Genomic DNA, 13,154 nt, shown 5'->3' with positions numbered 1-13,154 from the left:
CATTTAGAACGTCGAGCATGTCGCCATCCCGCCGCGTCCGCAGACGGGACCGAAGAGCGCACCTACAACAGGGTCAGATTGGCGTACGCCATCACCAGCCACTTGGCGCCGGCCTCGTCGAACTGCACCTGTACGCGGGCGTGGGCGCCGCTGCCTTCGTAGTCGATGACCACGCCGCCGCCGAACTTGGGGTGCTGCACGTTGGCGCCGAGCTTGATCGCCGGGGCCTCGATCACGCTGTGCCCCAGGCTGCGCGGCGCACCCAGCGAGGCGCTGCGCGAGACCTGCACCTTCGGCCGCACTTCGTGCAGCAGTTCGCGCGGGATCTCGCGCAGGAAGCGCGAGGGCACGTTGTAGTTGTCCTGGCCGTGGATGCGCCGCGACTCGGCATAGCTCAGCACCAGCTTGTGGCGGGCGCGGGTGATGCCGACATAGGCCAGGCGCCGCTCTTCCTCCAGGCGCCCGCTCTCTTCCAGCGAACGCGCACTGGGGAACAGGCCGTCTTCCATGCCGGCCAGGAACACGATCGGGAATTCCAGGCCCTTGGCCGAGTGCAGGGTCATCAGCTGCACGCCTTCCTCGCCGGCCTGGGCCTGGCCTTCGCCGGCCTCCAGCGAGGCGTAGGCCAGGAACGCGACCAGCTCGGTCATCGCCTGGCGGCCTTCGTCGGCGTCCTCGTCGCCGTCGGCGCGTACGAAGCGCGAGGCCACCGACACCAGTTCGTCGAGGTTGTCGGTGCGCGATTCCGAATCCAGCCCGCCGCGGCTCTCCTTGCCCCAGTGCTCGCGCAGGGTGGAGCGCGCCAGCACCTGGTCGATCTGTTCGGGCAGCGGCAGCCCGGCCACGTCCGCGGCCAGTTGCTCGATCAGGCCGAGGAACTGGCCCAGCGCGTTGCGCGCGCGCGCAGCCAGGTCGCCGCCCTGCTGCGCGGCATGTCGCGCCGCCGCCCACAGCGACAGCGACTGCGCGCGCGCCAGGCGTCGCACTTCGTCGAGGGTGCGGTCGCCGATGCCGCGCGGCGGCGTGTTCACTGCGCGCTCGAACGCCGCATCGTCGGCACGATTGGCGACCAGGCGCAGGTAGGCCAGGGTGTCCTTGATTTCGGCGCGCTCGAAGAAGCGCATGCCGCCGTAGACCCGGTACGGCACCTGTTCGGCGATCAGCGCCTCTTCGAACGCACGCGACTGCGCGTTGCTGCGGTAGAGCACCGCCGCCTCGCTGTAGCTGCCGCCGTCGCGCACCCATTGGCGCACGCGCTCGACCACGTAACGCGCCTCGTCCACCTCGTTGTAGGCGGCGTACAGGTCGATCGGCTCGCCGTCGCCCGAATCGGTCCACAACTGCTTGCCGATACGGTCGGGGTTGTGTGCGATCACCGCGTTGGCGGCGTTGAGGATGTTGGCGCTGGAGCGGTAGTTCTGCTCCAGGCGGATGGTCTGCGCGCTGGGGAAATCGGTGAGGAAGCGCTGCACGTTCTCGACCTTAGCGCCGCGCCAGCCGTAGATCGCCTGGTCGTCGTCGCCGACCACGAACACGTGGCCGCTGTCGCCGGCGAGCACGCGCACGAACGCGTACTGGATGGCGTTGGTGTCCTGGAATTCGTCGACCAGGATCTCGCCGAAGCGGGCGCGGTAGTGCGCCAGCAGCGCCGGGGTGTCGCGCAACAATTCGTGTGCGCGCAGCAGCAGTTCGGCGAAGTCGACCAGGCCGGCGCGGTCGCAGCGCTCCTGGTACAGCGCGTAGGCGTTGCGCAGGGTGGTGACCCACTCGTCGCGCGGTTCCGGCTGGATGTGCTGGGCGCGGCGGCCCTCGTCCTTCTGCTGGTTGATCCACCACACGATCTGCTTGGGCGGGTACTTGCCCTCGTCCAGCTCCAGCTGCTGCACCACGCGCTTGACCAGCCGCAGCTGGTCGTCGGCGTCGAGCACCTGGAAGCTCTCCGGCAGCTTCGCGTCCTGCCAGTGCAGGCGCAGCAGGCGGTGCGCCAGGCCGTGGAAGGTGCCGATCCACATGCCGCGGCTGCCGTTGCGCAGCTGCAGGTCGGCGCGGTGGCGCATCTCGCCCGCGGCCTTGTTGGTGAAAGTGACCGCCAGGATCCCGTGCACCGGCACGCCATGCACCTGGTGCAACCAGGCGATGCGATGGGTGAGCACGCGCGTCTTGCCGGAGCCGGCGCCGGCCAGGACCAGATAATGGCCGGGCGCGGCGGAAACGGCCTCGCGCTGGGCGGGGTTCAGATCGTCGAGCAAATGAGAGACATCCACCCGCGCATTTTAGCCGGTGCGGCGGCGCAGCGGCTGCGACAGCGCGCGTCGCCCGGCACACGACGTGGCGTCAATCGGTGCGGAACAGCCGTTCGGCGAGAAAATCCACGAACACGCGCAGCTTCGGCGACAGTTGCCGACGCGACGGCCACACCACGAAGAACGCGCCGCCGTCGGCCATGTGCGCGTCCAGCACCGGCTGCAGGCGGCCGTCGGCCAACGCGTCCTGCGCCAGGAACGCCGGCATGCAGGCGATGCCCAGGCCGGCGATCGCCGCGGCGCGCACCGCTTCCATGTTGTTGCAGGTGAGCACCGCCGGTGGCAGCGGCGCCGGTTCGGCCAGCGGCCAGTCCTGCGGCTTGCCGGTATCGGGAACGCGGAACAGCACGCCATCGTGCGCGGCCAGCTCCGCCGGGGTCTGCGGCACGCCGCGGCGGCGCAGGTAGTCCGGCGCCGCGCACAGGCAGAAGCGGAACGGCCCCAGGCGCCGCGCCAGCAGCCGCGAGTCGGCCTGCACGCCGCTGCGGATCACCGCATCCAGGCCGTGTTCGAGCAGATCGACCACGCGGTCGTCGAACTCCAGGTCCAGCGCCACGTCCGGATAGCGCTGGCGGAACTCCGGCAGCAGCGGCACCAGGAAGCGGTAGCCGATGGTCGGCAGGCCGACCCGCAGCCGCCCGCGCGGCGCCTGCCGGGTCTGCGCCAGCGCGTCCTCGGCCTCGCGCAGGTCGGCCAGCACGCGCTGGCAATGCTCCAGGAACAACGCGCCCTCGGCGGTCAGCGCGATGCGGCGGGTGGTCCGCTGCAGCAGGCGCACGCCGAGCGCGCGCTCCAGCCCGGCCACGCTCTTGCCCACCGCCGAGGCCGAGATGCCGAGCACGCGGCCGGCGCCGACGAAGCTGCGCTGTTCGGCGGCCCGGACGAAGGCGACGATGCCGGTGAGGCGGTCCATGCCGCGATATTAGAGCGTTCCATTCCGCAAAGTGCGGAGGATCGCGGCCTTTTTCGCGAATTGCCGCCTCGGTATCTCTAGTGGCTTTCCGACATCCGCCGCCAGAGCCGCTCCGATGACCTCCGCTTCGCCTCCCGATTCCACTGTCCTGCCGCGCCGCGGCGCCGCTTTGGCCGCAGTGTGCCTGGCCGCCCTGGCGCTGCCGCTGAACTTCTCCGGCGGTGCCGTCGCCACCCCGGCGATCGGCGCGGCCCTGGGCGGCAGCGCGCTGGCTTTGGCCTGGATCACCAACGCCTTCATGCTCAGCTTCGGCAGCCTGCTGCTGGCCGCCGGCGCGCTCGCCGATCGGCATGGGCGGCGCCGGGTGTTCCTCGGCGGTCTGGCGCTGTTCGCCAGCGCCAGCCTGGGCGTGGCCGTGGCCGGCTCGGTCGCGGCGATCGACCTATGGCGGGCGCTGCAGGGCGTCGGTGCCGCCGCCGCGCTCGCCGCCGGCACCGCGGCGCTGGCCCAGCTGTACACCGGCGCGGCGCGCACGCGCGCGTTCAGCCTGCTCGGCACCACCTTCGGCACCGGCCTGGCGTTCGGCCCGCTGGCCGCGGGCGCGCTGAGCGAACGGCTGGGCTGGCGCGCGATCTTCTTCGGCGTGGCCGCGATCGCGGCGCTGGCGTGGGCCCTGGCCGCGCGCTGGCTGCCGGCCTCGCGCGCTCCGGCCGGCGGTCCGCCCGACCGCGCCGGCGCGCTGTGTTTCAGCGCGGCGCTGGCGCTGTTCACCGCCGGCCTGATCCAGGGGCCGCACAGCGGCTGGGGCAGCGCCGCGACGCTGGCCCTGCTCGGTGCCGCGGCCCTGCTGCTGCTCGGCTTCGTGTGGATCGAACGGCGCCGCCGGCATCCACTGCTGGACCTGAGCCTGTTCCGCTACCGGCGCTTCGTCGGCGTGCAGCTGCTGCCGGTCGCCACCTGCACCAGCTACGTGGTGCTGCTGGTGCTGCTGCCGCTGCGCATGATCGGCGTGGATGGCACGCCGGCGGCCAGTGCCGGCCTGACGCTGCTGGCGTTGTCGGCGCCGATGCTGCTGGTGCCGAGCCTGGCCGCGGTACTGGCGCAGCGCATCGCCCCAGCCTGGCTGTCGGCAGCCGGGTTGGCGGCGGCCGCGGCCGGCCTGTGCTGGCTCGGCGCGCGGCCCCCGGCGCAGGCGCTGCCGGCATTGTTGTTGATCGGTGCCGGTACCGCCCTGCCCTGGGGCCTGATGGATGCGCTGTCGGTGAGCGTGGTGCCGATCGAACGCGCCGGCATGGCCGCCGGCCTGTTCGGCACGCTGCGCGTGGCCGGCGAAGGCATCGCCCTGGCCAGCGTGGCGGCCCTGCTCGCGGCCTTGGTGCAGGTGCGGCTGGCCGCGGTCGCGCCGCTGCTGCCGCACGCGGCCCTGGCGGACACCGCGCAGCGGCTGGTCGCCGGCGATCTGTCCGCCTCCATGGCCGAGGGCGCGCTGTCCGCGACGCAACTACGGCTGGCCTACGCGGCGACCTTCGGCACGCTCACCCGGGTGCTGGCGGCGATCACCGCGCTGGCGGCGATCGCGATCTGCCTGTTGCTCGGGCGCACGCCGCAAGACGCGGTGGATGAAAGCCGCTGATGCCTGCGGGGAAGTCTCGTGCAGGAGCGGCTTCAGCCGCGATGGGCGTGACCGGCGAAGGCCTGTCGCGGCTGAAGCAGCTTCTACGCGGTCACACCTCGGTCCGCTGTGGCAATGAGCGCGATGGGAGGCCTTCGGATGTCACCAACGCGCCGACATACATCGTAGCGTGGCCTGTTCCGCGGTGTTCATTGCGCAGCGACGCGGGCCGACACGTCCAGCGCCAGCAGCGCCTGCGCGGTCTGCTGCGCCTGCACGCGCAGCTCGGGGATCGCCAGGCTTTCCCACAGGCTGCCGATGCGCAGGCTACCGAGCACGCGGATGCGCGGCGTGGCGTGGCCATCGGCGTCGAGCAACGCACCGTCGGCGGCGCTGCCCACGCCGATGCCGTGCGGCCCCGGCTGTGCATGGCCGCACCCCAGCAACTGGTGCAGCAGCGGATTGCGCATGGTCTGGGCGCGCAGTTCGACGCCGGTGGCATTGATCACACAGTGCGCGTCGAGCTGCAGCGGCACGCCGTCGGCGCCCATGCCGTTGACCTGCACGCAGGCGCCGACCGGGAATACCGTATCCAGCCGCGCGCGGTGCAGGCGCAACTGACCGACCCGGCGCATCGCCTGCAGCTGCGCGAACACCGGCGCGGCGATGCGATGCCGGTGCACGTCCCAGTATCGCACCACGTGGCGCAGGAAGCGGCGCTGCTCGGTCACCGACAGCGACTGCCACAGTGCCTGGCTCAGCGGGCGTATCCGGTCCATCACGCTCTGCCAGGGCCGGCCCTGCGCCTGTGCCGCGGCGGCATGGCGACGCAGCGCGCGCACGCGCTGGCGCAGCAGCATCGCCAGCAGCGCCTGCGCATCGAAGTCGGCCGGCGCGCCATGCGCGGCGTGCGGCAGCGGCAGCAGCGCGTGCCGCGAGACCACGTGCACCGGGCCGCGGTGCGCGTTGGCCAGCAGGGTCAGCACGCTGTCGGCCATGCTCAGGCCGGAGCCGACGATGCACACCGTGGCCTCGCGCGGAATCGCCTGCAACTGCGCATAGTCCCAGGCCTCGATCCGCGACGGCGCGTCGAGACCGGGAGCGCCGCGCGCCGGCAGCGGACGCAGGCTGTTGCCCAGCGCCAGCACGGTGGCGCCAGCGTGCAGCTGTCCACCGTCGTGCAATTGCAGAATTTGACCGCCCGTCGGCTGCGGATGCAGCGCCAGCACCCGCGCCTGGCGCCATTGCAGGCGCGCCGGCCCGGCGGTCTGCGCCTGCCACAGGCGTGCGCGCAGATAGGCGGCGTAATGGCGGCGCTGCACATAGGCCTCGGCCAGTGCGGCGCGCGACAGCTGCGGATACAACGCCTGCTGCTGCAGCCAGTCGAGGAAGTCGTCGGGCGCGTCGGCGAAGGCGCTCATGCGCCCGGCCGTCACGTTCAACAGGTGTTCGGCGCAGGGCGTCGCATAGGCCACGCCCTGCGCCAGCGCCGGCTGCGATTCGATCAATTGCACGCGCAGCGCGGTGCCGGCCTGGCGCAGCAACTGCAGCGCGACCAGCACGCCGGCCGCGCCGCCGCCGACGATGGCGATGTCGCAGTCGTCGGCGGCCGGTTCGCTGGGCACAAGCTCATTCATGCCGCGATTGTAAGGGAAGCCCCCACCGGCCCGGCCCGCGGCTGAGAACCGTGGTGCATGTGCCGGCACCGATCGCGCATGAGCGCGTCATGCGCCTGTCATCGGCATGCGTCACATCAGCGCATCGGCGAGGCGCGCGATGCCTTCGCGGCTGCGCCGCCACGCCGGCCGCTTGCGCCAGTCCTGCAGCGTCAGCATCCGCGCGTCGGCCAGGTAGTCGGCCTCCACCGCACGCAGCCGCTGCACCACCGCGGCGCTGTAGCACAGCATGCCGACCTCGGCGTTCAATGCGAACGAGCGGATGTCCAGGTTGATCGAGCCGACCAGGGCGATGCCCTCATCCACGCTCAGGTGCTTGGCGTGCAGGAAGCACGGCCGGTACAGCGCGATCTTGACCCCACTGCGCAGCAGTTCGTCGTAATACGCCTCCTGCGCCCAGGCGGTGAGCCGCTGGTTGTTGCTCTCGGACAGGATCAACTGCACGTCCACCCCGGACAGCGCGGCGATGCGCAGCGCGCTGAGCGTGGCCTCGTCCGGCACGAAGTACGGCGTGACCATGACGATGCGCCGCCGCGCCAGATGGATCAGCGCGTTGACCGTGTCGCGGGCGTTCTCGAACGGGTACGCCGGCCCGCTGGGCAACAGCTGCGCGGCGACGCCACCGCCGTGGATGGAGGCGGGCGCGACCACGCTCAGGCGCTGCCCCGTCTCGATGAACCAGTCGCTGGCGAACACCGCTTCCAGGTGCGCCACCACCGGCCCTTGCACCCGCGCCACCAGCTCGCGGTTGGGATGGCCGGGGACGAACTGCGGTTCGGCCAAGTTCTGCGAGCCGATGTAACCGACGCGGTTGTCGATCACCGCGATCTTGCGGTGGTTGCGCAGATCCATGCGGCCGCTGCGGCGCCAGCGCAGCCCGCCCGGCAGCAGCGCCTGCACCTCGACCCCGGCCGCATGCAGGCGCTTGCGGTAGCGGCGCAGGCCGCGGCGGCCGCCGCGCGCATCCAGCAACAACCGGCACTGCACGCCGCGCGCGGCCGCGCGCAGCAGCGCCGCGCTCACCGCATCGCCGACCGCGTCGTCGAACATCAGGTAGTACAGCAGGTGCACGCGTTCGACCGCCGCGTCGATGTCGTCGATCAGCGCCTGCAGCGAGGGTGCGTAGCGGTCGAGCAGCTCGACGCTGTTGCCGTGGGTCGGCATGAAGTCGCCCTGGCGCTCGACCAGCGGCACCACTTCGGCGACCACGGTGTCGGCCGGCGGCGCCCAGCGCAGCGCGGTCAGCGGCACCTGCTGCTCGCGGATCACCTGCGAGGCCAGCGTCTGGCGGCGGACGCGCTCGCGCGACAGCCAGGGGTGGCCGAGCAACAGGTACAGCGGCAGCCCCAGCAACGGCACGAAGCCCACCAGCAACAGCCAGCTGCGCGCCGCGCCCGGCGTGGTGCGGGTGGGGATCCACAACAGCGCCACCAGCCGGATCAGCCAGTCCAGCGCCAGCAGCCACGTGCCTTCCAACCAGACCGGCAGCATCGCGATCCTCGCAACCCAGGTCGCCCGATTCTGCGGACTGCGCCGGCAAACGCAACCATGGCCGCAGCGGCGGTGCGCTTTTTCCTTGTTCCAGACGCACGAAACCCGCCTTGCGGCGGGTTCCGTGTGCAACGTGAGCAGCGATCCGAGGATCAGCCGATCACTTGATCTTGCCTTCCTTGTACAGGACGTGCTTGCGCACGACCGGATCGTACTTGAGGAATTCCATCTTCCCCGGGGTGTTCTTCTTGTTCTTGTCCGTGGTGTAGAAGTGGCCGGTACCGGCCGAGGAAATCATACGGACCTTATCGCGCTTGCCTGCCATGATGCTCTACTCCTCAGACCTTTTCGCCGCGCGCACGCAGCTCAGCCAGAACGGTGTCGATGCCGTTCTTGTCGATGGTGCGCAGCGCGTGCGCGGAAACCTTCAGCTTGACCCAGCGGTTCTCGCTGGCGACCCAGAAGCGACGCTCGTGCAGGTTGGGCAGGAAACGACGGCGGGTCTTGTTGTTGGCGTGGGAGACGTTGTTACCCGTCTGCACACGCTTGCCGGACACTTGGCATACGCGGGACATTGCGCACCTCGATAGTAGTTTGGTCGCCCATAGCCTGGGAGACGGCGGCCCCGGCAGCCCTGCGGCCACCACGCGACGTGGGAAATCAAGCGGTTACGCTGGGAAAGGCCGGCCAGAGATCGCGCATCCGGCCGCCGGCCCCGACCTCGTCGGGCACAGCGAGCCGCGCATTATGCAGGCGATCAAGGGCTTGTGCAAGTTGTCCACAGGCGGATCGCCTCCCCCCGCGGCGCGAATGCCGGCTACACCGGGTCCGCCGGGCCCAACGCCTCCACCGCCCAGTCGATGAACGCGCGCAGCCGCTGGCTCATGTGCCGATTGGGCGCGAACATCAGGTGCATCGGCATCGGCGGCAACTGCCAGTCCTGCAGCAGCGGCCGCAATGCGCCCTCGGCCACGTGCGCTGCGGCCATGTAGGACGGCAATACGACCACGCCCAAACCGGCCAGGCCGGCGGCCAGATAGGCGTTGCCGTCGTCGAAGCCGACCTGGTAGCGGCCCTGCACCTCGCATTGCTCCTCGCCGCGCCGCGCCTGGAAGCTGCGCGCGCGGCCGCTGCGCGGGCTGAGGAATCCGACCATGCGATGCGTCGGCCCGTCCAGCGCGCGCGGGTGGTCGGGCACGCCGTGCCGATGCAGATACGCCGGGCTGGCGTGGAAGCCCAGCGGCAGGCTGGCCAGCGGCCGCGCCACCAGCGCCGGATCGGCCGGCGCGCCGCCGCGGATCACGCAATCGACCTGGTCGACGATCACGTCGACCTCGCGGTCGCTCACGCCCACGTCGAGCTGGATCTGCGGGTAGCGGGCATGGAAGTCGGGCAACGCCGGCACCAGCCGCAATCGCGCATACGGGCCTGGCACGTCGATGCGCAGGCGCCCGCGCGGCGCCGCGGCGGCGCTGCCCAGGCCGGCCTCGACCTCTTCCAGCTCGGCCAACAGACGGGCGATGCGCGGGTAGTAGGCGGCCCCGTCGGCGGTGACGCTGACCCGGCGGGTGGTGCGGTGAAGCAGGCGCAGCCGCAGGTGCGCCTCCAACTGCTGCACCAGTTGGGTCACGCTGGTGCGGCTGAGCTGCAGGGTGTGGGCAGCACGGGTGAAGCTGCCGGTCTCCACCACGCGAGCAAATGCCCGCATCGCCTCGAATCGGTCCATCGCCGTCCGCGATTGTTTGGAATCCACAATCAATCTAGGCGGATCGTCGCGGTTTATCCAGGCAACGGCGCCGACCACGATGGCGACTCCGGCACGCGCAGCGCGTGCCGCCTCTTCTGGAGCGTCCTCATGTCCCACCGCGATGTCGTCTTTCCCGCCGGCCGCCAGGCGCTGTACGCGCGCAACCGCTACTCGCCGGCGATCCGCAGCAATGGCTTGCTGTTCGTCTCCGGCCAGGTCGGCAGCCGCGAGGACGGCTCGCCCGAGCCGGAGCTCGCCGCGCAGGTGCGCCGCGCCTTCGACAACCTCAACGCGGTGCTGGCCGCCGCCGGCTGCACGTTCGACGACGTGATCGACGTGACCATGTTCCTGGTCGATCCGGAGCGGAACTTCGCCACCGTCTGGGCGATCGTGCCCGAGTACTGGGGCGAGGCACCGCACCCAACCCTGACCGGCATCGGCGTGACCTGGCTGTACGGCTTCCAGTTCGAGATCAAGGTGATCGCGAAGCTGCCTTGAGCGTGGGATGGCGCGCGGCGGGTTGATATTGTGTCCGCGCCGAAGCGCTTGTTAGTCTGCCGGCCTCATGCGCCGCCTGTTCCGTCCACTGCGTACCTCCCTGCTGATGCTGCTGCTGGCGGCGTTCGTGGTCGTGCCGGTGGCCGATGCGCTGGCCTGCGCGCTGGAGCCGGAATCGGCCGACGCCGTGCACGCGCCCGCCGCGGCGCATGCCGATGGCGAGGACAGCGACGGCAAGCATGCCGGCGCCTGCAGCCACAACCATTGCCACCACTCGAATCTGAGCCTGCCGGCGAGCGCCCTCGCCGTGTTCGGCGCGCCGCGACCGGCGCGCTGGATGCAGGCCGTCGACGCTTCACCTGCAGGCGTCGTCCAGGACGGATTGAAGCGCCCACCCAGAGCGTGAGTTGAGCGTGTCCCGCGATCGCGGGTTTCCGTTTCCCTCACCTCTGGAATTTCCTCATGTCGACTCCGACACGTCGGCCGCCGCGCGCGGCCGGGCGGGTCGTCGCCGTGCTGCTGGGCCTGGCCCCGGCCGCGCTGGCGATGGCGCAGAACGCCCCTTCGTACGACACCTTGCTGCAACGTCTCGATCAACTGCCCGGCAGCCGCGTCGGCGCGGCGCTGACCGAGGCCGCCGATGCGCGCGCCGAACAGGCGCGGGCGCTGCCCAACCCGTCGCTGTCCTGGTCCACCGAAAACGCCTGGGGCAGCGGCACTTATGCGGGCACCGACCGGGCCGAAACCTCGCTGACCCTGTCGCAACCGCTGGAACTGTGGGGCCAACGCGGCGCGCGCATCCGCGCGGCCCGCGCCGACGCCGACGCTGCGGCCCTGCGCGGCACGCAGAGCCGCAGCGAGGCCGCCGGCGAGGTGGCCTCGGCCTACGCGCTGGCCGAAAGCGCGCTGCGCCGCTACGCGCTGGCCGAGGAAGCGCTGGGCCTGATCCGCAACGATGCGGCCGCCGTCGAGGCGATGGTCGCGCAGGGCCGCGAGCCGCGACTGCGCGCGGTGCAGGCGCGCAGCGAAGTGGCCGATGCCACCGCGGCGCTGGACGAAGCGCAGGCGTTCCGCGACGCGGCGCTGGCGCGCCTGGCGGCGATCGCCCTGCTGGAGACGCCGGTGCAGTCCCTCGATGGCAGCCTGCTCGACCGCACGCCGCCATCGCCGCGCGCGACCGAGGCGGCAGCGCTGCCAGTGCGCATCGCCGCTGCGGAAGCCGAAGCTGCTGATCGCCAGGTCGAGGTGGAGCGCAAGCGTGCCCTGCCCGAGCTGAGCCTGACCGCCGCGCAGACGCGGTTCCGCGAAGACCGCGCCCACGCCTACACGCTCGGCGTCAGCCTCAGCGTGCCGCTGTTCGATCGCAACCGCGGCGGCATCCGTGCCGCCAGCGCCGAACGGCGCGCGGCGGAGGCACGACTGGAGCGACAACGTCGCACCAGCACCGCCGACCGCGTGTCCGCGCTGGCCACGCTGAAGGCCGCCGGCAGCCGCACACGCGCCGCCGACGACGGCGTGGCGGCGGCGCAGGAGGCCTACCGCCTGGCCCGCATCGGCGTCGACGCCGGTCGCATCACGCAACTGGAACTGCGCAGCACCCGCGCTGCGCTCATCGCCGCGCGCGGCATTGCCGTGGACGCGCGCCTGGCGCGCGTCGCGGCGGAAATCGAACTGGCCCGCCTGGAAGGGCGCGCGCCGTTCATGGAGGCCCAATGAACCTGTCCCGTCCGATCTCCCTTTCCGCCAGCCTGCTGCTGGCACTCCTGCTGGCCGCTTGCGCCGGCGACAGGCAGGCCCCCCTGGCGGCCGATGACGCGCACGACCGTGGCGCCGAGGGCAAGGACGCAGCCCACGCACCGGTGGCCAAGACCGATGCCACTGCCCACGCGGATGCCGAAACCGGCGACGTGGTGCGGCTGACGCCGCAACAGATCGCCGCCTCCGGCCTGGATGTGGTCGCGGTCGGCCGCGGCGGCGGCGCCTCGGTGCGCCTGGCCGGGCGGGTCGAACCGGCGGTGGGCGCGCGCGCCTCGGTCGCCTCGACGGTGACCGGCCGGGTCGAGCGCGTGCTGGTCGCGCCAGGCGACGCGGTGCAGGCGCAGCAGCCGCTGGCCATCTTGGTCAGCGGCGAGGCCGCGGTGTTCCGCGCCAATGCCCTGGCTGCCGCGGCCGAGGCCAAGGCCGCCGGCCTGGCGCATGCCCGCGACCGCGCCCTGGTCGAACAGGGCGTGGTCGCCCGCCAGGAGCTGGAAACCTCGCACGCGCGGGCGCTGGCGGCACAGGCGCAGGCTGCCGCCGCGCAGGCGCAGGCCGCGGCCAGCGGGGCCCCCGATGCCAGCGGCCGCGTGCGCATCGTCAGCCCAGTGGCCGGCATCGTCGGCAACGTGCAGGTCACGCCCGGCAGCGTAGTCGCGGCCGGCAGCGTGGTGGCCGAGGTCGCCGATCCGGCGATGAACGAGCTGGTGTTCAGCGCGCCGCCGGCGCTGGCGGCGCAGGTCGCGCCCGGCATGGCGCTGGAGGTGCGCGGGACGGGTGGCAGCTTCGCCGCCCGGGTCACGGCGGCGGCGGCCGACCTGCGCCAGCAGGGTGGCGCCGCGGTGATCCGCGCGATGCCGGTCGCTGCGCCCCTGCCGGCGGCCGGCTCGCCGGTCTCGGCGGTGCTGGTCACCGACGGCCAGGACAGCGCGCTCAGCGTCCCCGCCGATGCGGTGCAGACCGTCGAGGGCCGCAACGCGGTGTTCGTGGCGGTCGCGGGCGGCTTCAAGGCGCAGCCGGTGCTGGTCGGGCGGCGCGCCGGCGACCGCATCGAGATCCTCGGCGGACTGCGCGGCGACGAACGCATCGTCGGCGCCAACGCCTTCCTGCTCAAGGCCGAACTGGCCAAGGGCGACGCCGACCACGGCCACTGAGGAGG

Annotated in this window: 12 protein-coding genes; 5 read left to right on the top strand and 7 right to left on the bottom strand. The window is 72.0% G+C overall.

The genetic code is table 11. From position 1 onward, the window contains the following. Positions 1–62 precede the first annotated feature (62 nt). Together uvrD and SLW52_RS19865 are read right to left on the bottom strand one after the other, a co-directional pair. The gene (gene uvrD, locus SLW52_RS19870; protein ID WP_320741055.1) at positions 63–2,264 is read right to left on the bottom strand and encodes a DNA helicase II; all 2,202 of its coding nucleotides are present in this window, start codon (positions 2,262–2,264) and stop codon (positions 63–65) included. Between the two features lie 70 nt (positions 2,265–2,334). Beyond that, positions 2,335–3,216, bottom strand: coding sequence for a LysR substrate-binding domain-containing protein (locus SLW52_RS19865; protein WP_267084001.1), 882 nt, complete (start codon positions 3,214–3,216; stop codon positions 2,335–2,337). A 115-nt stretch (positions 3,217–3,331) separates the two neighbouring features. Here SLW52_RS19865 and SLW52_RS19860 point away from each other — a divergent pair, with 115 nt between their 5' ends. Then, a complete protein-coding gene (locus SLW52_RS19860; RefSeq protein ID WP_320741054.1) occupies positions 3,332–4,849 on the top strand; it encodes an MFS transporter in 1,518 nt (505 codons plus the stop codon). A gap of 188 nt (positions 4,850–5,037) precedes the next feature. Here SLW52_RS19860 and SLW52_RS19855 read toward each other — a convergent pair whose 3' ends face one another. The 5 genes from SLW52_RS19855 to SLW52_RS19835 all read right to left on the bottom strand — a co-directional run bounded on the left by SLW52_RS19855 (position 5,038) and on the right by SLW52_RS19835 (position 9,721). After that, on the bottom strand, positions 5,038–6,465 hold the full coding sequence (locus SLW52_RS19855; RefSeq protein ID WP_320741053.1) for an FAD-dependent oxidoreductase: 1,428 nt from the start codon (positions 6,463–6,465) through the stop codon (positions 5,038–5,040). A gap of 111 nt (positions 6,466–6,576) precedes the next feature. Then, complete coding sequence (gene cls, locus SLW52_RS19850) at positions 6,577–7,995, bottom strand: cardiolipin synthase (protein WP_320741051.1); 1,419 nt, start codon at positions 7,993–7,995, stop codon at positions 6,577–6,579. A gap of 160 nt (positions 7,996–8,155) precedes the next feature. After that, a complete protein-coding gene (rpmG, locus tag SLW52_RS19845) occupies positions 8,156–8,323 on the bottom strand; it encodes a 50S ribosomal protein L33 (RefSeq protein WP_169411268.1) in 168 nt (55 codons plus the stop codon). Positions 8,324–8,333: 10 nt separating this feature from the next. Next, on the bottom strand, positions 8,334–8,570 hold the full coding sequence (gene rpmB / locus SLW52_RS19840) for a 50S ribosomal protein L28 (protein WP_010342733.1): 237 nt from the start codon (positions 8,568–8,570) through the stop codon (positions 8,334–8,336). Between the two features lie 242 nt (positions 8,571–8,812). Then, the gene (locus SLW52_RS19835; protein WP_320741049.1) at positions 8,813–9,721 is read right to left on the bottom strand and encodes a LysR family transcriptional regulator; all 909 of its coding nucleotides are present in this window, start codon (positions 9,719–9,721) and stop codon (positions 8,813–8,815) included. Between the two features lie 129 nt (positions 9,722–9,850). Here SLW52_RS19835 and SLW52_RS19830 point away from each other — a divergent pair, with 129 nt between their 5' ends. The 4 genes from SLW52_RS19830 (at position 9,851) to SLW52_RS19815 (ending at position 13,149) form a co-directional block, all read left to right on the top strand. After that, the gene (locus tag SLW52_RS19830; protein WP_152181452.1) at positions 9,851–10,240 is read left to right on the top strand and encodes a RidA family protein; all 390 of its coding nucleotides are present in this window, start codon (positions 9,851–9,853) and stop codon (positions 10,238–10,240) included. 67 nt (positions 10,241–10,307) lie between these two features. Further along, the gene (locus SLW52_RS19825) at positions 10,308–10,646 is read left to right on the top strand and encodes a hypothetical protein (RefSeq protein WP_017908581.1); all 339 of its coding nucleotides are present in this window, start codon (positions 10,308–10,310) and stop codon (positions 10,644–10,646) included. A 56-nt stretch (positions 10,647–10,702) separates the two neighbouring features. After that, the gene (locus SLW52_RS19820; RefSeq protein WP_320741047.1) at positions 10,703–11,956 is read left to right on the top strand and encodes a TolC family protein; all 1,254 of its coding nucleotides are present in this window, start codon (positions 10,703–10,705) and stop codon (positions 11,954–11,956) included. Next, the gene (locus tag SLW52_RS19815) at positions 11,953–13,149 is read left to right on the top strand and encodes an efflux RND transporter periplasmic adaptor subunit (RefSeq protein ID WP_320741045.1); all 1,197 of its coding nucleotides are present in this window, start codon (positions 11,953–11,955) and stop codon (positions 13,147–13,149) included. The genes SLW52_RS19820 and SLW52_RS19815 overlap by 4 nt, the downstream gene beginning before the upstream one ends. The last annotated feature ends 5 nt before the right edge of the window (positions 13,150–13,154 follow it).

This window comes from Xanthomonas sp. LF02-5, assembly GCF_034105325.1.
Lineage (GTDB): Bacteria > Pseudomonadota > Gammaproteobacteria > Xanthomonadales > Xanthomonadaceae > Xanthomonas_A > Xanthomonas_A sontii.
Note: the sequence above shows the minus strand (reverse complement) of the source record. Positions and strands in the feature narration are given on the sequence as shown.